The organism is Dryocola sp. LX212 (assembly GCA_041504365.1).
Classification (GTDB): domain Bacteria; phylum Pseudomonadota; class Gammaproteobacteria; order Enterobacterales; family Enterobacteriaceae; genus Dryocola.
On record CP167917.1, the window covers coordinates 3,108,411 to 3,128,188 of the forward strand.

15 protein-coding genes are annotated in these 19,778 nt (G+C 59.9%); 8 read left to right on the top strand and 7 right to left on the bottom strand.

Translation table 11 applies throughout. The features are described from left to right. Positions 1 to 269 precede the first annotated feature (269 nt). Complete coding sequence (locus ACA108_15070) at positions 270 to 890, top strand: response regulator transcription factor (GenBank protein ID XEX94693.1); 621 nt, start codon at positions 270 to 272, stop codon at positions 888 to 890. 51 nt (positions 891 to 941) lie between these two features. Here ACA108_15070 and ACA108_15075 read toward each other — a convergent pair whose 3' ends face one another. The 4 genes from ACA108_15075 to ACA108_15090 are packed head-to-tail and all read right to left on the bottom strand — an operon-like array spanning position 942 to position 5,736. Beyond that, a complete protein-coding gene (locus ACA108_15075; protein XEX94694.1) occupies positions 942 to 1,763 on the bottom strand; it encodes an alpha/beta fold hydrolase in 822 nt (273 codons plus the stop codon). A gap of 51 nt (positions 1,764 to 1,814) precedes the next feature. Further along, on the bottom strand, positions 1,815 to 3,443 hold the full coding sequence (locus tag ACA108_15080; GenBank protein ID XEX94695.1) for an MFS transporter: 1,629 nt from the start codon (positions 3,441 to 3,443) through the stop codon (positions 1,815 to 1,817). Beyond that, a complete protein-coding gene (locus ACA108_15085; protein XEX94696.1) occupies positions 3,427 to 3,858 on the bottom strand; it encodes a DoxX family protein in 432 nt (143 codons plus the stop codon). Before ACA108_15085 ends, ACA108_15080 begins: the two co-directional genes overlap by 17 nt. Positions 3,859 to 3,861: 3 nt before the next feature. Beyond that, positions 3,862 to 5,736 carry an amidohydrolase gene (locus tag ACA108_15090; GenBank protein XEX94697.1) on the bottom strand — a complete coding sequence of 625 codons (1,875 nt, stop codon included), beginning with the start codon at positions 5,734 to 5,736 and terminating at the stop codon, positions 3,862 to 3,864. Between the two features lie 312 nt (positions 5,737 to 6,048). Here ACA108_15090 and ACA108_15095 point away from each other — a divergent pair, with 312 nt between their 5' ends. The 5 genes from ACA108_15095 to ACA108_15115 are packed head-to-tail and all read left to right on the top strand — an operon-like array spanning position 6,049 to position 13,327. Beyond that, the gene (locus tag ACA108_15095) at positions 6,049 to 6,735 is read left to right on the top strand and encodes a hydrolase (protein ID XEX94698.1); all 687 of its coding nucleotides are present in this window, start codon (positions 6,049 to 6,051) and stop codon (positions 6,733 to 6,735) included. 53 nt (positions 6,736 to 6,788) lie between these two features. Next, positions 6,789 to 7,007, top strand: a complete 219-nt coding sequence (locus tag ACA108_15100; GenBank protein XEX94699.1) for a DUF1427 family protein — start codon at positions 6,789 to 6,791, stop codon at positions 7,005 to 7,007. Positions 7,008 to 7,010: 3 nt separating this feature from the next. Beyond that, entirely contained in the window at positions 7,011 to 7,286 is a 276-nt protein-coding gene (locus ACA108_15105; GenBank protein ID XEX98125.1) for a DUF1427 family protein, read from the top strand. Between the two features lie 20 nt (positions 7,287 to 7,306). Further along, complete coding sequence (locus ACA108_15110; GenBank protein XEX94700.1) at positions 7,307 to 7,690, top strand: response regulator transcription factor; 384 nt, start codon at positions 7,307 to 7,309, stop codon at positions 7,688 to 7,690. A 27-nt stretch (positions 7,691 to 7,717) separates the two neighbouring features. Beyond that, the gene (locus ACA108_15115; protein ID XEX94701.1) at positions 7,718 to 13,327 is read left to right on the top strand and encodes an AAA family ATPase; all 5,610 of its coding nucleotides are present in this window, start codon (positions 7,718 to 7,720) and stop codon (positions 13,325 to 13,327) included. A gap of 718 nt (positions 13,328 to 14,045) precedes the next feature. On the opposite strand, the gene yieE is transcribed toward ACA108_15115, so the two are convergent. Then, on the bottom strand, positions 14,046 to 14,912 hold the full coding sequence (yieE, locus tag ACA108_15120) for a DNA-binding transcriptional regulator YeiE (protein ID XEX94702.1): 867 nt from the start codon (positions 14,910 to 14,912) through the stop codon (positions 14,046 to 14,048). Between the two features lie 103 nt (positions 14,913 to 15,015). Between yieE and ACA108_15125 the strand changes: the two genes are divergently transcribed. Both ACA108_15125 and nfo read left to right on the top strand, forming a co-directional pair. Further along, positions 15,016 to 16,065 carry a YeiH family protein gene (locus ACA108_15125; protein ID XEX94703.1) on the top strand — a complete coding sequence of 350 codons (1,050 nt, stop codon included), beginning with the start codon at positions 15,016 to 15,018 and terminating at the stop codon, positions 16,063 to 16,065. A 72-nt stretch (positions 16,066 to 16,137) separates the two neighbouring features. After that, on the top strand, positions 16,138 to 16,995 hold the full coding sequence (gene nfo / locus ACA108_15130; protein XEX94704.1) for a deoxyribonuclease IV: 858 nt from the start codon (positions 16,138 to 16,140) through the stop codon (positions 16,993 to 16,995). A gap of 75 nt (positions 16,996 to 17,070) precedes the next feature. Here the strand turns inward: nfo and ACA108_15135 are convergent, their stop codons facing one another. Both ACA108_15135 and fruA read right to left on the bottom strand, forming a co-directional pair. Further along, positions 17,071 to 17,898, bottom strand: coding sequence for a sugar phosphate isomerase/epimerase family protein (locus ACA108_15135; protein XEX94705.1), 828 nt, complete (start codon positions 17,896 to 17,898; stop codon positions 17,071 to 17,073). Positions 17,899 to 18,068: 170 nt separating this feature from the next. Continuing rightward, entirely contained in the window at positions 18,069 to 19,763 is a 1,695-nt protein-coding gene (gene fruA / locus ACA108_15140) for a PTS fructose transporter subunit IIBC (GenBank protein ID XEX94706.1), read from the bottom strand. Positions 19,764 to 19,778: the final 15 nt, after the last annotated feature.

Here is a 19,778-nt window from a genome sequence, read left to right on the forward strand (position 1 = left end):
AGGGCTGTCTTATTTTTGACATCCTTTCCTGCTTATTCTGAGCCCGGTGCAATAAAGCGGATCGCAGCAAAGCCGCTGATATAACTTAGCAACGCCTGTTAATCCGATCGGATATATCCTGCTGATTTAGTTGGTAATGATAATTACTATGTTATTATCATACATTCATGACGTTAATCATTTCAGTCACTCCGTGCGGTTTGATTGTTTGATGCTGTGCCCGCAGTTTGCGCAGCAGCGCCTGCCAGGCCTGGCCACTGAGGAAGATTATGGACCACATCGTATATGTCGTTGATGATGACCAGTCGGTCAGGCAATCGATTGTCCGGCTGCTGGACTCGGCGGACTACAGCGCCGCTGATTTCGCCTCCGCCGACGCCTTTCTTGCCCACCCCTTCGCCGACCTGCCCGGCTGCGTGATATTAGATATGCAGATGCCCGACAGGGACGGGCTTGAGGTAGTCGAGGCGCTGAAGGCCTGCGGGCGGGAAATGCCGATCATATTTCTCACCGGCTACGGCACCATTCCCCTCTCGGTGCAGGCGATGAAAGCCGGAGCCTGTGAGTTTCTGACCAAACCGGTCAACGCCGACGACCTGCTCCGCGCGGTGCAGGAAGCGCTGACGCTGGCGGCGGAAAACTCGGATCGGCTGCGGGATTTCCACAGCCTTAAGCAGCGCCATCTGACCCTCACCCCGCGCGAACAGGAGGTGCTGGCGCTGACGATTCAGGGGCTGCTGAACAAGCAGATTGCCGCCGAGCTGGGGGTAAGCGAAATCACGGTGAAGGTCCATCGCCGCAGGGTAATGGATAAAATGCAGGTGCGTTCGCTGGCTGAGTTAGTGCGCCACGCCGAACGCCTGAATATCAATAAAGCCAAAGCTTCCTGACCTCCCGTCGGCTGGAGTAGCAGGGCCGCGTGTGCCCTGCCCTCATTCTGATTAACGCGCCTGCAGGAAGGCCAGCAGATCCTGATTAAGCTGCTCCTGGTGCGTCACCGCGAAGCCGTGCGGTGCATTCTCGTACACCTTCAGCTCCGCTCCGCGAATCGCCTCGGCCGCCGCCCTGCCCGTCGTCTCGAACGGCACGATCTGATCGTGGCTGCCGTGGATCACCAGCGTCGGCACGTCTACTTTCGCCAGATCGTCGCGGAAGTCGGTTTCCGAGAACGCCGTGACGCAGTCAATCGTCCCCTTCAGGGAGGCCAGAAGCGCGATATTCAGCGTCTGGGTCAGCACGCCCTCGGACACCGTCTGGCCCGCGTTGGTGCCGTAAAACGGCGCGGCAAAGTCGCTGATAAACTGCGCGCGGTCTTTGCGTAACCCGTCGCGGATACCCTCGAACACCGAAAGGTCAACGCCGTTCGGGTTGGCGGCGCTTTTACCAAATACCGGCGTCACCGCCCCCAGCAGTACCAGGCCCGCAAGGCGCTCGTTGCCGTAGCGGCCGATATAGCGCGCCACGTCCCCGCCGCCCATGGAGAAGCCGACCAGCGTCACCTCACGCAGATCGAGCTGGGTGATGAGGTCGTTAATATCAGACGCGAAGGTATCATAGTCATAGCCCGTCCACGGCTGCTCTGAACGACCAAAGCCACGGCGGTCGAAGGCGATAACGCGGTAGCCCCGCTCGGCCAGATAGTTAAGCTGGCTGTCCCACATATCCGCATCCAGCGGCCAGCCGTGGCTGAACAGCACCGGCTTTCCCGTTCCCCAGTCTTTGTAATAAATCTGCGTGCCGTCTTTGGTTTTGATGGTGCTCATGGTGTACCCCTATGTTGGTGTGTGTTGTGAACAGGTCGGCGCCCCGGCGGATCAGGCCGGAGCCACCAGATAACGAACCACGGGGCGAGCTTCGCCCTGGTGATAAAGCTGGACGCGGCGTTCAATCTTCCGGTCATTCATGGTGTAGCGTTCTTCCTGGCGCAGATGCTCAACCCACGAGCCGACCAGAAAGGTTTCGACAAAGATGCCCGGCTGCAGAATGTCCTCATACACCGACCAGCTCATTGCCCCGCCTCGCCGCCGCACGCGGCGCATATCCTGCATGCAGATCGTGAAGCCCCGGGCGTCCTCCGGCCTGATGAAGTATTCGTAGCTCACCATCACCGGACCGCGATCCAGCCGGACGTCCAGCTCGATTGCGACCAGGTTATCGCTGCTGGCCTCAAGATTAAGATCCGGGTCTTTATTCAGCCGCCAGCGAAGGACTGTGGCGCTGCCGAGCACCATGCCCAGGGCCGCCGCGCAAAGCGAAACCGCGATGCCGTAATGGGAGGCGATCTGGCCCCACAGGGCGCTGCCCAGGGTCATCGACCCGAAGAAGACGGTGAGATAAACCGCCAGCGCGCGGGCCTTCACCCACTTAGCCGCGCTGCGCTGGGCGCCGAGGTTGAGCGTCGAGAGCACCGCAATCCAGGAAAAGCCGGTAAAAAACTCGCAGGCGTTAAGCAGCCAGAAATGCCGCACGAAGGCCAGAGCCAGCATGGTGGCGGCAAACGTCAGGCTTGCCAGTACCATCAGCCGGTCAGGATTAAAGTGCCTGCGCAAACGCGGCAGCATCACCGCGCCGAAAATCGCCCCCAGCCCGATGGAAGCCAGCATGATGCCGTAGCCGCCGGGGCCAAGGCCCAGCTCGCGGCGGGCAACCAGCGGCAACAGCGCCCAGCCCGCGCTGCCAAACAGGAAAAAGGCGACGGTGCGGGCCAGCACGTTGCGCAATACCGGCGCGGCGTGAACATAGCGCACCCCGGCGCGGACGGCGGAGAAAAAGTTCTCCGCGGGCAGCCGCTGGACGGCGGGTTCAGTTTTCCAGCGGTACAGCACCCAGGCAACCCCCAGCACCGACACCGCGTTCAGGGCGAACACGACCCAGGCTCCGGCAAAAGAGAGGATCAGTCCGCCCAGCGCCGGGCCGATGGCACGGCTGATATTAATACCCAGCGAGTTCAGCGCGATGGCCGCACCCAAATCCTGCTTGCTCACCAGATCCGGCACAATCGCCTGAAAAGGCGGGGAGCTCATGGCCGCCCCGGTGCTCATCAGGAAGGCGGCGATCAGCAGTACGGCTGGCGTCACCAGCCCCGCCACCGACAGCAGCGTCAGCCCGACGGCGGCGATTAAGGTCCACAGCTGGGAAAACAGCAGGTATTTACGGCGGTCAACGATATCCGCCATCACCCCGGACGGCAGCGCGAAGAGAAACATTGGCAGGCTGCTGGCCGCCTGGATCATCGCCACGGACAGCGGGTCAGCGCTGAGCGTGAGCATCGTCCAGTTCATGCCCACATCGTTCATCCATGAACCGATGTTGGAGACGACGGTGGCTATCCACAGCATGCGGAACACCCGCTGGCGCAGCGGCTGCCAGGGGGAACCAGTCGCTGCGCCAGTCTCTTTCAGCGCCTCGGTGCTGACGTGGTGAACCTCATTTACCGTTGCCATACCGCCACTCCTGTCGTCTGTCCGCGCCAATACGCCAGCCTCCCGGTCCGGTTAGCGCAAGCGTGGTAAAGATGATGAGCAGCAGCCAGCCGAACTGCCCTTCAGCAACGCTCCAGCCGGGGTGCACCACCAGCATCGCCACCAGCAGCACGGCGATAATCGGCAGGCAGGCCAGGCGCGCCCGGTAGCCGACGATAATAAACAGCGGGCAGATAACCTCGGCGAAAATAGCAGGCAGCAGGCTCATGTACGGCCCCAGACCAAAGGGATCCTCTATGCGCGTCAGCTCTTCGCTGAAGTGAAACACCTTCGGCAGCCCGTGTACGTAAAGCAGCAGCAGGCTCCCCGCCAGGCGCAGGAAGAACAGCCCCAGGTCGATCCGGGGCGGGAAAGAGACGTTCGATGAACTCTTCATGATTTAAAACGCAAAGCAGCTGCAGCCAAGCGCGCCCCAGAATGCAGAATCATCCGCAACGGGTACCCCTGCGCCGCGGGCGAGATCGTGATTATGGGTATGCACGCCGCACGGACCGGAACAGTGGTGCGCCTGAGGCATCATGCCAGCCCGGGTGACGGCAGGCGGCGCGGCGCGATAGTGCCCCGGGACGTTAACCACCGGCGACCACTCCGGCAGGACCGGAATTGACGGCGGCGACAGCGGCCCGAACGCACCGGCGGCATAGACAATATTGCCATCAACCACCGTAAGCACGGATTCGATGCCTTTGATCTCTTCTTCACGGACGCGGAAATAGTCCTGGCTGAGCACCGCCATGTCCGCCAGCTGCCCTTTTTTGATCTGCCCTTTTTTGCCCTGCTCGCTGGAGAACCACGCGCTGCCCTGGGTCCAGAGCATCAGCGCGGTCTCGCGATCCAGACGCGCGTTGACGTCATACATCTGCATGCCGCCGACGGTGCGGCCGGACACCAGCCAGTACAGCGCCGTCCAGGGGTTATAGCTTGCTACGCGGGTAGCATCCGTTCCCAGCCCGACCGGCACGCCGGTTTCCAGCATGCGGGCAACCGGCGGCGTGTGGCGGGTCGCTTCGATACCGTAACGTTCGGCGAAATATTCGCCCTGGAAGGCCATGCGGTGCTGGACGGCAATCCCCCCGCCCAGCTCCTTAATACGGTCGATATTTTTCTGGGTGACGGTCTCGGCGTGGTCAAAGAACCAGTGCAGGCCGTTAAACGGAATATCACGGTTAACCTTTTCAAACACGTCCAGCATGCGGCTGATGGATTCGTCGTAGGTGGCGTGCAGGCGGAACGGCCAGCGGTGTTCCACCAGATGGCGCACCACACGCTCCAGCTCGTCCTCCATGCCCGGAGCAAGATCCGGGCGCGGCTCCAGGAAATCCTCGAAGTCGGCGGCGGAAAAGACCAGCATTTCCCCCGCGCCGTTGTGGCGGAAGTAGTCGCTGCCCTGGCCCGGCGTCAGCATATCGGTCCACTTTTCAAAATCTTCCAGCTCGTGGCCCGGACGTTGAGTAAAGAGGTTATAGGCGATGCGCAGCGTCATCTGCTTCTTCTGATGAAGCTCGGCGATGACCTCGTAATCTTCCGGGTAGTTCTGGAAGCCGCCGCCCGCGTCGATGGCGCTGGTCAGCCCCAGGCGGTTCAGCTCGCGCATAAACTGGCGGGTGGAGTTTATTTGCTGCTCCAGCGGCAGCTTCGGCCCTTTGGCTAAGGTGGAGTAAAGGATCATCGCGTTAGGGCGAGCAATCAGCATACCGGTCGGGTTGCCGTTGCCGTCGCGTTGGATCTCACCACCCGGCGGGTTAGGCGTGTCTTTGGTGTAGCCCACAACCTTTAGCGCTGCGCGGTTCAGCAGCGCGCGGTCATAGAGATGCAGAATGAAAACCGGCGTATCCGGCGCGGCCTCGTTAATTTCATCCAGCGTCGGCATGCGGCGCTCGGCAAACTGGAATTCCGTCCAGCCGCCCACCACGCGAACCCACTGTGGCGAAGGCGTGCGCAACGCCTGCTCTTTCAGCATCCGCAGCGCGTCGGCCAGCGACGGCACGCCCTCCCAACGCAGCTCAAGGTTGTAATTCAGGCCGCCACGTATCAGGTGCAGGTGCGAATCGTTAAGCCCCGGAATGGCCGCGTGCCCCTTCAGGTCGACCACCTTCGTCCCTTCGTCGTGGTGCTGCATCACTTCGGCGGTGGTGCCCACCTCGATAAATTTTCCGTCGCGGATCGCCACCGCTTCCGCCAGCGGGTTTTCGCGGTCGACGGTGTGAAACTGCCCGTTAACCAGAATTAAATCAGCTTTGCCCAGCGCAACCATACATCCTCCACTTTCAGATTTCCGGTTCGGGCAGCCGCCCTCCCGGAGAAGAATACGGGCCACAACGGGCCACGTGAATGGAGGTGAGTATGTGAACGAGGGTCAAAAAAGACTAGTTATACAAAGGGATAGTTATACCAAAGTATAGTTATACCTGAGGATAGTTATACCATCAGATAATAGTTTTACCCGGCTGGCCGGCCTACCATTCAGCCCGTCGATAGCCTTCATTCCCGGCGGCTGTCCCGGCTGTCGCTGCGCCAGAAGCGCGGCGGTTTTGTTACTTTTAACCTCATACCAACGGGTAATTTTATGACAACCTCTAAGCTTGAAGTCCTCACGCCTGCCAACTGTCAGATGATTTTTATCGATCAGCAGCCTCAGATGGCCTTTGGCGTGCAGTCCATCGACCGCCAGGTGCTGAAAAACAACACCGTCGCCCTGGCGAAGGCCGCTAAGGTCTTTAATATTCCGACGATTATTACCACCGTTGAAACCGAGAGCTTCTCGGGCAATACCTATCCTGAGCTGCTGGACGTGTTCCCAGGCAAGGATATCCTCGAGCGCACCTCCATGAACTCCTGGGACGACCAGAAGGTCCGCGACGCGCTGGCGGCAAACGGCAAGAAGAAAGTCGTGGTCTCCGGCCTGTGGACGGAAGTGTGCAACAACAGCTTCGCCCTGTGCGCCATGCTGGAAGGCGACTATGAAATTTACATGGTGGCGGACGCTTCCGGCGGAACCTCCAAAGAAGCCCATGATTACGCCATGCAGCGCATGATCCAGGCTGGAGTGATCCCGGTAACCTGGCAGCAGGTAATGCTGGAGTGGCAGCGCGACTGGGCGCACAAAGAGACTTACAACGCCGTGATGGACATCGTTCGTGAACACTCCGGCGCTTACGGTATGGGCGTTGATTATGCCTATACCATGGTGCACAAAGCCCCTTCCCGCCAGAAGAGTGAGCACACCACTCTCGCTGCGGTAGCCGCGCGCTAATCCGCTCCGCTGACCGGCAGCAAACCGGTCAGCCTGCCTTGTGGAGAAATAAGATGAGTGCAGGACTGCTGTCCCTGTTCGCAGGCGTGGTAATTGGCCTGCTGTACGCCCTGCTGAAGGTCCGTTCACCGGCGCCGCCCGCCGTCGCTCTGGTCGGCCTGCTCGGCATGCTGGCCGGTGAGCATCTGACCGCAGAAATGCTCAGGCCCGCGCCAACCACGGCACAGCAAAGCTGTCAGCTGCCATCCGCCGCCTGCGCCGAAAAGAGGTAAATGATGAAGACATGGCTTGTTTCACTGGCCGTTGGCCTGCTGGCCGGCGCGCTTTACGCCGCGGCGGATATTCATTCACCGGCACCGCCGGTTATCGCGCTGCTCGGCTTATTTGGCATGCTGGTTGGGGAACAAATTATCCCGATTGCCCGCAGGCTTCTCAGCCGCCAGCCGCTGACCCTCGCCTGGTTCCGCCACGAATGCGTGCCCAAAATCAGCGGTACCCCGCCGCCCGCAGTCGCCACGTCAGACGCCGAGGGCCGTAAGCTCCAGCGATGACCGGTGAGAGGAATGACCCGATGACGCTGCCGCAGCGTATTGCCATTGTCGATGACGAACCTTCCGTACGCAGCGGGTTGAGCAACCTGCTGCGGTCCGACGGCTATTCAACGGGCTGCTTTGCGTCCGCCGAGGCGCTGCTGGCCGATCCCGGCGCGCTGGCGGACGCCGCGCTGCTCGTGATTGATATCAAACTAAAAGGCATGAGCGGCTTCGAACTCTTTAGCTACATAAAAACTCATGTCGCCTCCCCTCCGCCGGTCATTTTTATCTCCGGCCACGGCGACGAGCAGATGCAGCGGTACGCTCTCGAGCAGGGCGCCGCTGCTTTTTTACGTAAGCCCATCGACATTGAGCAGCTGCTGAACCATATTCAGAACGAGCTAAGATCCGGCACAACATAATAAAAGCGCATCGCGTGAGAACCCCTAATGCATAACAAGCCGACCCCATCCGACCGTGCCGTTCTTGCCGACCTTCAGGAAGGGCAGCTATTTTCCTTCAGGGACGACGTGATTTTTACGCCGCTTATCAGGGAGGGCAGCATCGCCTGGATGAACGGCAGGCACCCCTTTTCAGACGGGGCCTTTATTCTGGCGACCGCCGTAAGCGATGAGGCGGAGCCGGATGCAACCCAGCTGCTAAAAAATGAGTTTGCGCTGCGCCCCTGGCTGTCCAGCGCCTGGGCCGTGAAGCCCGCAGCCTGCACACAGTATCGTGGCCGCTACGCCCTGGTTTATCCGACCTTTACCTTCGAACCGCTGACGCGGGTGACAGGCCAGCCGATGAGCTGTATCGCCAGCTTCCTGGCGCTGGCCATCCGCATTTGCCATCCGCTGCGCCTGATGCACATGCGCAATCTGATCCACGGCGACATCAAGCCCGGCCATATCTTTCTCAACGGCGACACCGCCTGCCGCCTGGCGGGCTTCGGCCTGACCACCGGCACTTCCAAAGAGCTGAAGCAGGCCCGGCTCGCTTTTTCCGGCGGCACACTCGCCTATATGTCACCGGAACATACCAACCGCACCCAGAGGCCGGTGGACAGCCGCAGCGATCTTTATAGCCTCGGTATTGTGCTGTATGAGCTGCTGACGGGCACGCTGCCCTTCGACTTAAGCGCCGGGGGGCTGGCGGAGTGGGCACATCATCACATCGCCTCTGAACCCCGCCCGCCGCATCTGGTCAGAAACATGATTCCGGTGATGCTTTCCGGCATCATTCTGCGCCTGCTAGCCAAGTCGCCGGATAACCGTTACCAGACCGTGGATGGCCTGGTGGCGGATTTGCGCCGCTGTCAGGCCACGCTCGACGAAAACAGTGACATTCCGCCCTTCACGCCGGGCTTACAGGATCTCTCCCCCGAGGTGCATCTCACCGACACCCTCTACACCGCGCATCCGCAGTCAAGGGAGCTGGTAGTGGCCTTCGACGAGGTTAATCAAAGCGGTAATCATCTGCTGGCGGCGATCGGCGGCCCGTCCGGGATCGGTAAATCATCCCTGATTGCCTCAGCCCTGAAGGAGCTGCAGAACAGGCATGCTCTGATTGCCATAGGCAAGGTCGATCAGTTTTCCGCCTCGCTGCCGTACGGCGTGCTGACTTCAGCATTCCGTTCTCTGACGCTCACCCTGCTTGGCCTGCCCGCTGAAGAAGTTGCGGTATGGAAGATGCGCCTCTCGCGCGCCCTTGAAGGTTACGAAGGGCTGGCGATTAATCTTGTTCCCGAGCTGGGGCTGCTGATTGACGCGAAGTCCCACCGCGCGCCCGATCCGCTGTCGACGGATGCCAGGGCGAGGTTTGATCATATGGTACTCAACCTGGTCACTACCTTCGCCTCGCCGGGCTGCCCGCTGATTCTGCTGATAGACGATCTGCACTGGATTGACACCGCCAGCCTCCACGTCCTGACGTTTATCCTGAAAAACAGCGCCGCACTGCCGCTGCTGATGGTCATTGCCCTGCGGGACGGCGCGGTGCCCGACAAGAGCGGGGTTTCCGGCGCGCTGGGCCAGCTGTCCGACGCCGCTCAGCGGCTAAAAACGATTACCCCAGCCCCGTTGTCGGTAAAGGCCATCGCCCGCTGGCTGGCGGATGTTTTCCAGCAGCGCTCGGCGGACACCCCGGACCTTGCCAGACTGATCCATGAGAAAACAGGCGGTAATCCGCTCTTTTTACATGAGTTCCTCAAGCGTATCGTGGAGGACGGGCTGGTTACCCACAGCAAATATCAGGGGAAATGGCACTACGATCTGGCGGCGATCCAGGCGCGTCACTACACCGAAAACGTCGTCAGCCTGGTGCTTCAGCAGCTGGAGAAAATGCCGCCAGAGACCCGCAGGCTGCTGGGAAGCCTGGCCTGCCTGGGCAGCCGGGGCGAGCTGGATACCGTCAGCCGCGTGCTGAGCATTTCCGATGCCGATATTCGCTATCAGCTGCATCCTGCCGTCACGGCGCAGCTGCTCACCCTGTCGACAGACGGCTGGGCCTTTACCCACGACAAAGTGCAGGAGGCGGCTTTCGCCCTGCTGGACAGCGCCGAAAAAGGGCGTCTGCATCTCACCACCGCCAGCATTATGGCGGAGGCTTCCCGTCTGGCCGCCGGCAACGAAATGCTGTTCCGCGCCATCCACCACGTCTCGGCGGCGATAGACTGCGTTCAGCCGCCCGCGCAGCGCAAAATGTTCCGGGAGCTGAGCATACTGGCGGCGCAGCGGGCCAGGCGGACCGGCGATTACCTGTCGGCGCTGCGCTATCTGCAGACCGCAAGAGCGCTGGAGGGCGGCGCTGCCGAAAACTCTGCCGACCTGCGGCTGGAGCTGGAGGAAGCCGAGTGCGAGTTTTTACTCGGCAACCTGACCGCCGCCCGCCAGCTTTGCGACCGGCTGCTGGGCTCGCCCGGCGGGATGACGGAGAAAGTCGCCGCCGCCAACCTGCTGGCAGAAATTCACATGCGTCAGTCCGACAACCGGCTGGCGCTGGAAACCACGCTGTGCTGGCTGTCCGTTTCCGGGATTTCCATTGACCGCTATCCTGATTCCAGCGGGTGCAACGCGGCCTGGGAGGCGCTCAACAATCGCATCGGCGATAACCCGGCGGCGGTGTTTGCCCATCTGCCGGAGATGGCCCATCCAGAAACGGAAGCGGTGATGAACCTGCTCTCCAGCGCCAGCATTTTCGCCAGCTTCAGCAACCCGCACCTGCACTTCATGCTGCTGTGCCAGATGCTGCACCTAACGCTCGAGCGCGGCGTAACCGGGGCTTCAACCTCGGCGATGGGCTGGTTTGGCGTGCTGATTGGCGAACGCTACGCCGAGTACCGGCTGGGGTTCAGGTATGCCCAGCAGGCCCGTGAATTAGTCGAGCGCCACGGCTTCAGCGCCTGCGAAGCCAAAACCCTGCTGCCGCTTGACCAGCTCAGCGTCTGGACGCAGCCGCTCTCCTACACCACCGAATGCGCCAAAGCCTGCTTTACGACGGCGGTCACCCACGGCGATTTAACCATCGCCTCGTTTGCCGCCTGCCATCAGGTGATCAACTTTTTAAGCCGTGGCGATCATCTGGACAACGTGCTGACCAGCATCGAGCGCGGGCTGGCCTTCGTGCGCAAAACCCAGTTCCAGGACGTGGAGCGCATCCTGCTGCTGCAGCGCCACTACGTGGATTACCTCAGAAAACCGCCGGTGGGCAGTTGGGAAAGCGCGGAAGCGCTGCCGGACAGCCTGCTGCCCGTGGCGCCCGAACAGGCTCCGCAGCAGATGTCGACGCTGATCTTCTGGTTCTGGCTGTACCGGGGCATGGCGCACTTCATCTCCGGCAGCTACCCGCAGGCGCAGAACGCGCTGGACCAGGCTGCGTCTTTCGCCTGGTCGGCTCCCGGACACATCCACCAGCTGGATCTGCACCTCTACAGCGCGCTGACCCTCACCGTTCAGCTGACGCCGGAAACCTTCACCGCGAAACACCGGCGCAGGCTGGAAACCCACCATCATAAGATTGCCCTCTGGGCGCGCATCAACCCCGAGACGTTTGCCGATAAAGAAGCGCTGGTCTACGCGGAGATTGTCCGTCTTGACGGCATGAACAGCATTGCTCTGGAGCAATACGAAAAAGCCGTGCAGCTCTCCCGTGAAGCGGGATTCAACCCTGGTAACGCGCTGGCGCACGAGCTTGCCGGGCGCTTTGCCTCAAGCTGCGGCTACCACACGGCGGCGGACGCGCATTTTCGCGGCGCGATGGCGGCCTGGGGGCGTATCGGCGCGCAGGCGAAGGTGAACCAGCTCATGCTGGCTTATCCCCACCTGGTTTCCGTAGCACCAGCAACCCCCTACGACACCATCGCCTTCGCCCAGAACGAAGAGATTCGCGATCTGCAAAGCGTGATCAAAGCCTCCCGCGCCCTCTCGGAAGAAATTAATCTGGAACGCTTAATTGAGATCCTGATGACCATGCTGCTGGAGCGTGCTGGCGCGCAGCGCGGGCTGCTGATTCGAGTACTGGACAACAACATTCCCCAGGTAGAAGCGAGCGCGCTGACCAGCAGCGACGGCGTGCGGGTGCGCATCCTCAGAAACATGCCGATGGCGAGCGATCTGCCGCTGTCGGTGCTGGCGGCGGTGATCCGTACCGGACAGGAGATCCGAACCGGAAAACCTGAAGAGTTCAGCCCCTTCTCGCAGGACCCTTACCTGGTGACCTCCGGCGCAGCCGTGCTGTGCGTGCCGATGTTTAAGGGCGCACGGCTGGTCGGCGTGCTCTACCTGGAAAATCGCCTGATGCCCGAGGTCTTTACCGCCGAGCACTCTAAGGTCGTCAGCCTGCTCGGGGCGCACGCCGCCGTCTCTCTTGAAACGGCCCGGCTGTATGCCGAGCTGCTGGAGGAGAACATCCAGCGCCGCCGGGTGGAAAAAGAGCTGCGCGCAAGCCAGACCTCGCTGATGCTCGGGGAGCAGATCAGCCATACCGGCAGCTGGCGCTGGGAGATTGAGCAGGATCTGATGTTTATGTCCGAAGAATACGCCCGAATCCTCGGCCTGCCGGAGAAGCAGAAGATGATTTCAATGGCGGAATTTCTGACCTTCGTCCACCCGGACGACTATCTGCGCGTCAGCGAAGTGGTCACCGACGGAGTGCGTGACGGGCTGACGCTACACGCTGAATTCCGTATTATTAGTACTCAAGGAAGCGTGCGCTACATTCTGGGCATCGGCAGTCCGGTAGGGGTGGGTACCGAGATCTACGAATATTACGGCACCATCACCGATATCACCACGCAGCGGCAGGCGGAAGATGCCGTCAGGGTGGCCCAGGCGGAGCTGGCCCGGGTATCCCGCGCGACCACAGTCGGCCAGCTAACCTCTTCCATCGCCCATGAAATTAATCAGCCGCTAATGTCGATCGTTTCAAACGCGGGGGCCAGCCTGCGCTGGCTGAATCACGACCCGATAAGGCACGACAATATTCGCGCCGGGCTTGAGGAAATCGTCGCGGAAGGCCAGCGCGCAGGGGAGATTATCCGCAGCATCCAGGCCTTGACGCGCAAGCGGGAGTCCCATTTCTGCCGCATCGATCTGCACTACCTGGTGCGCCATATTATGACGCTGTCGCGCAGCGAGATTGAACAAAGAAGAGTGGCCGTGGAGTACGAACTGAAGGCCGACAAGCGCTTTATTCTTGCCGACAGCGTGCAGATCCAGCAGGTGCTCATCAACCTGGTGATCAACGCCGTTGAAGCGATGGCCGATGTCTCTGACCGCCCCCGCACGCTGCGCATAGTCACCAATAACCCCGATGAAGGCTCGGTAGCCCTGCACGTTACGGACAACGGCACGGGCCTGCCTCCTGAAGTCCGGGAGCGAGTTTTTGACTCGTTTTACACCACTAAGGCGCAGGGCATGGGGATGGGGCTAACGATCAGCCATTCCATTATCGAACGGCACCACGGCAGGCTGACGGCGCAGCCGAACGCGCCCCACGGCAGCTGCTTCAGCTTCACGCTGCCGACTGCGGAGCGTGAGGCTTTACCGGACGCTGTCCCTTAGTCACAACTCACCCGGATCATACGTCAGGGTGGGATCTGTTAATCTGCAGGTATTCCGTTCACCCGTTCGTCTGGCTATCTCTGCTGCCGTTGCGAACGGTGAACGTGCCAGGGGATTTACGCCAATCCCCTGGCGACCCCGGCGCCCGGCAAATAAATCGCCGCTGAAGCGGTAAACTCCGGTTTTTACCCAACATGCAGGGTCGTTCGCGATTCGTTCCAGACGATCGCTCTCTCACGTTGTTCCCGACAACGTGACCCTGCCTGAAGGGCAAAAACCGGAGCGATTTAAGCCGGGAACAGGGTGTCGCTTTAAGCCAGAAATAACATCAGAAATAGCATCGCTTTGAAACCTACAGCGACACCGGAGATAAGTCATTCATGAAAGTTAAAGCGAGGGTGTTGGGTCCGGCTTAAATCGCCTCCATTTTTGGCTTCATGGCCGGGTCCAGCCGTCGGGAACGGCTGGAGGTTGTGATCGTCGGGAACGAATCGCAACCGACCCGGACAGGGAGCCAAAAATGGAGGTTTACCGCCGCAGGTGGCGATTTATTGCCGGGAGTCGGGAGCCCAGAGGGTGTGACGGCGAACACCCTCTGGACGTTCACCGGTTCGGCAGCAACATATGCCACCTGACGCAGAGTGAACGGAACCTTCTCGATCTCGCCAGTAACTGTTTCAAAGATCTGTATAAGAAAGAGCGCAGGACGAGAGCTGAACTATTCTTCGCAATAGCGCAAAAAACGCTGCAAAGCATTAGAGATATGCTTCTGACGATGATGAATGCGGTAAAGCGTGCGCTTAAGTTTGGGCAGTGGCACCTCAACCTCCACCAGCGAGCCGGTTTCCAGCTGCTCCTGGATGACCCGGCGGGACAAACAGCTGATGCCAAGGCCGTGACGCACCGCATGTTTGATGGCCTCTGAATTGCCCAGCTCCATACCCAGATGGAACTGCGGCAAATGGGAAAGCAGCAGGTAGTCGACGATTTCACGCGTGCCGGAGCCTTTCTCACGTAGGATCCACTGCTGGTTCGCCAGCGACTCGAGGGTCACAGGCTCTTTTAGCAATGGGGCTGAGGGTGCCGCAAAGACGACCAGCTCATCCTCAAGCCAGGGTTCGGTGACCAGTTCGGTCATATGGCTTGGGCCTTCGATAAGGCCGATATCGACGCGGAAATCTGCCACTGCGTTGATCACGTCCTGGCTGTTACCAACGCTCATCTCCAGCGGCAACGCCGGAAAATCACGGCGATAGCGGGCGATCATCTCCGGCAGAATGTAGTTGCCGATGGTGCTGCTGGCGTAGACGCGAATCGCACCGTTGGCCTCGCGGAAGAGCTGTTCTATTTCTCCGGCCTGCTCAAGCAGGCCCACCACGCGCGGGTAGAGCAGCCTTCCGTGCTCGTTCACCACCAGCCGCTTGCCCACGCGGTCAAACAGCTGAACGCCGAGCTGCCCTTCCAGATCTGCCAGCGCCGCGCTGACGGCGGACTGCGACAGGGCCAGCATCTGCGAGGCCTGGGTGGTTGAACCGCTTTTTAATACCTCAGCAAAAACTTCTAACTGCCGCAGCGTGATGTGCATTGCATTTCGCCTTAACACTTATTTCGATTGATTATAAATATATAATCAATTTTATTTTTAAACCAGCCCGCCCTATCCTTTTGCCATCACAAAGGAGAAGGTTATGACTGCACACACTGTTCCCGCACCGCGTCACACTCTGTGGCATTTCCTGCCAGGGCTGGCGCTGACTGGTGTTATTACCGCGTTTGCGCTGTGGATGGGCAATATCCCATCTGTTGCCGGGCTGGGGCTGGGCGCGCTGACGCTCGCTATTTTATGCGGTATGGTCATCGGCAATACCCTGTACCCAAAAATCTGGCAGCAGTGCGACGGCGGCGTGCTGTTCGCCAAGCAGCACCTGCTGCGCCTGGGGATTATTCTTTATGGCTTCCGCCTGACGTTTTCGCAAATCGCCGACGTCGGCGCCAGCGGTATCATCATCGACATTCTGACCCTAACCAGCACCTTTACCCTCGCCTGCTGGCTTGGACAGAAGGTGTTTGGGCTGGATAAACAAACCAGCTGGCTGATTGGTGCGGGCAGCAGCATCTGCGGTGCGGCAGCGATTCTGGCCACCGAACCCGTAGTCAAAGCCGAGGCCAGCAAAGTCACCGTGGCCGTAGCGACCGTCGTTATCTTCGGCACGCTGGCAATATTCCTGTACCCAATGATTTATCCGTTTGTCACCCAGTGGTTTACGCCTGAAACCTTCGGGATTTACACCGGATCGACCATGCATGAAGTTGCGCAGGTTGTTGCGGCGGGCCACGCCATCAGCCCGGAAACGGAGAACGCGGCGGTGATCGCCAAAATGCTGCGCGTCATGATGCTGGCACCGTTCCTGATTTTCCTTGCGGCTCGCGTTAAGCAACTTGCTCCGGCTGGTGCAGCACAGGCGAGCAAAATCACCATCCCGTGGTTTGCCGTTCTGTTCATTGTGGTCGCCATGTTTAACTCTTTCCACCTGCTTCCCGTAAGCCTTGTGAACGCGCTGGTTACCCTTGATACCTTCCTGCTGGCGATGGCGATGGCGGCGCTGGGCCTGACTACCCACATTGGCGCACTGAAGAAAGCCGGGGTGCGTCCTCTGCTGATGGCACTGGTGCTGTTCATCTGGCTGATCGTCGGCGGCGCGGCCATTAACCTGGGCATCCACCATTTAATGGCCTGAGCAGAGAAATTTCCCCTTTAACCCGCTATCATTGCGTTTTCCCGGTAGCGGGTTTTGACAGGAGAAACAAAGATGAAGTTTATTGGAGCGCACGTCAGCGCCTCGGGCGGATTAGAAAACGCCGCCATTCGCGCCCACGAACTGGACGCTACCGCTTTTGCCCTGTTTACCAAAAACCAGCGTCAATGGCGGGCCGCACCGCTCACCGATGAAGTCATCAGCAACTTCAGGCGCGCCTGCGAAAAGTACAACTACGGGCCGGGCCAGATCCTGCCTCACGACAGCTATCTGATTAACCTGGGCCATCCGGTTGAAGAGGCGCTGGAAAAATCCCGCGAGGCCTTTCTGGATGAGATGCAGCGCTGCGAACAGCTCGGGCTGACGCTGCTGAACTTCCATCCCGGCAGCCACCTGAAGCAAATTCCTGAAGAAGAGTGCCTGGCGAAAATCGCCCAGTCCATCAACATCGCGCTGGATAAAACCAAAGACGTGGTGGCGGTTATCGAAAACACCGCGGGCCAGGGCAGCAATCTGGGCTTCCGCTTTGAGCATCTGGCGGCGATTATCGACGGCGTGGAGGACAAATCCCGCGTTGGCGTCTGCATTGACACCTGCCACGCGTTCGCGGCGGGCTACGATCTGCGGACCGAAGAGGACTGCGAGAAAACGTTCAGCGAATTCGAGCGCATCGTCGGCTTCCAGTATTTACGCGGCATGCACCTGAACGACGCCAAAAGCGAATTCGGCAGCCGGGTTGACCGCCACAACAGTCTGGGAGAAGGCAATATCGGTCATACGCCTTTTGCCTGGCTAATGCGCGACAGCCGCTTCGACGGCATCCCGCTGATTCTGGAAACGACCAATCCGGATATCTGGGCCGAAGAGATCGCCTGGCTGAAAGCCCAGCAGCATGAAGCTGCGGTGGCGTAACTTTTTTGCGGCGGATACGCTCGCCCAACTTATCTCGTAGGGCGGATAAGCGACAGCGTCATCCGCCGGTACCTTTCAGGCAAACTTCACTAACCGCTCGCTTAAATTCTCTTCCAGCCACCGCAGCGACTCAAACCCTGCTTTTGCAACCCTGCCCGGCTCTGCCAGCTGATACTCATCGTTAAAAATCTCCAGCGACCATGGCCCGCGATAACCTTTGTCCACCAGCGTTCTGGCAAACTCCAGCACGGGCAGATCGCCCATGCCCGGCACGCAGCGGTAGTGACGGCTCCATTCCAGCACGTCCAGATCCTTGCGCGGTGCATCCGCTAACTGCACAAAAAAGATCTTCTCCAGCGGTATGTTTATCAGGTTGAGTTCATCCCCCAGCGCCAGCACGTGGAAGCTGTCCAGCACCAGTCCCAGCGATGCGCTATTAACGGCTTTGACACGGTCCCACGACTGCTGATATCGGTTGACATGCCTGCCCCAGGCCAGCGCCTCATAGCCCACTTTCACACCGTGCTGGCAGGCCAGTTCGGCTATTTTTCCCAGGTCGTGTATCTGCTTATCCCGGCTCGCGTCACACTGCTCATCTACGTTGCTGCACAGTAATAGCTTTTCGCAGCCCAGCTGATTCATCGTGTCGAATGTTCTGCGCGCCCGCTCGAGGTTTTCCGCCAGCTTCGCATCCGGCACTCCCTCGAAGTTACGAAACGGCTGGTACAGCAGGATCTGTAATCCCAGACTGCTGGCGAGCTTCGCAATGTCACGTGCGCTTCCCTGCCAGGCCTGGAGATCCGGCTCAAAGATTTCCACGCCGCTAAAGCCCGCACGGGCTATCGCGTGGAGTTTTTCAGGTAACGTACCGGCAAGACAAACGGTGGCTATTGAACGCTGCATACTTTCCTCGGGAACCGTGTGGGAGAGCTTTAATCTTTGAACCAACTGGTTCATTTGGCAACATTTGGGTAACAAATGGGGTTGTAAGCGGGGCTTGCCAGAAATGGAAAGTGAAAACGCCCCCGGTTTTCCCCGGAGGCGTTCAGATAAACTGCTTGATTTTACGAATATTAAGCTGTTTTAACAGCCAGCTCGGCGTCCGGAAGTTTCAGGAAGGCGTAAGACAAACCTGCCAGCAGCGTACCCGCCACAATCGCAATCAGATAGCCCAGCACCGGCGTAATCGCACCCGGAATCAGCAGAACGAACAGGCCACCGTGTGGCGCCATCAGCTTCGCGCCAACCGCCATGGAGATAGCGCCTGTTACCGCACCGCCCACGATACAGCAAGGCAGCACGCGCATCGGGTCACGGGCCGCGAACGGAATCGCCCCTTCGGTGATGAAGCACAGGCCCAGCACCAGCGCCGCTTTGCCGCCTTCCTGCTCGGATTTAGCGAACTTACGACGGGCAACCAGCGTCGCCAGGCCCAGCGCCAGCGGTGGCACCATGCCTGCCGCCATGATGGCCGCCATGGGTGCGTAGGTCTGGGTGCTCAGCAGGCCAACCCCGAAGGCGTAGGCCGCTTTGTTCACCGGGCCGCCCATATCGGTACACATCATACCGCCGAGGATCGCGCCAAGCAGAACCGCGTTTGCGGTGCCCATGGTCTGCAGCCAGTGGGTCAGGCCTTCGAGGATTTTCGCAACCGGCGTACCGATCAGGTAGATCATCGCCAGGCCAACTACCAGGCTGGAAATCAGCGGGATGATCAGGATAGGTTTCAGCGCTTCCATGCTTGGCGGCAGCTTCAGCTTAGTGCTGATCGCTTTCGCCACGTAGCCCGCAAGGAAACCGGCAATGATCCCGCCGATGAAACCCGCGCCGGTGCTGACGGCCAGCATACCGCCGATTAGGCCCGGCGTCAGGCCAGGACGGTCAGCGATGGAAAACGCGATATAACCCGCCAGTACCGGGACCATCAGCGCAAAGGCGGAGCCGCCGCCGATCTGCATCAGCGCAGCAGCCAGCGTGCCCGGCTCTTTAAACGCTTCGATACCAAAGGCGAAGGAGAGCGCGATGCACAGGCCGCCCGCAACAACCATCGGCAGCATGTAAGACACACCGGTCAGCAGGTGACGGTATGCCCCGGCCCCCTCTTTCTTACCTTCTTTTGCAGACGCGGCGCTCTGGCCTTTGGCTTCAAAGATGGTCGCTTCGGTCTGCGCCTTATCCAGCTCCTGGGCCGTTTTCTTCAGCGCAAGGCCGGTGGAAGTACGGTACATCGGCTTGCCGGCAAACTTCGCCAGATCCACTTCGATGTCAGCCGCCACGATCACCAGATCGGCCTCAGCCACCTCTTCCGGCGTGATGGCGTTGCCCGCACCTACGGAACCACGCGTTTCCACCTTCACCCACCAGCCGCGTTTTTTCGCTTCGGTTTCGATGGCTTCCGCCGCCATAAAGGTGTGCGCTACGCCAGTTGGGCAGGCGGTTACGGCGACAATGCGTTTTGGCCCTTTTGCCGCCGCAGACGGTGCGGCAGCGGCAACAGGGGCGGTATACGGCTTAGCTTTGCCTTTTGCTTCGCTCAGAAACAGCTCAGGATGCAGCACCGCACGATCGATATCGCCCAGGAAGACATTTTTGCCGTTCAGAGCGGTGTCAGCAGGGACGGAGGTGCCCACCACGATAGCCAGTTCGGCCTCGTTCGGGTTGTCGATAATAGTCAGATGCGCTTTCGGTGCCGCAGCGCTCAGCAGGGTTTTCGCGAGGTAAGCGCGCGCCTGGCCAAGCGTAGGATCGATAATCAGCAGCGTTTTCATTGTTCCTCTCCTGCC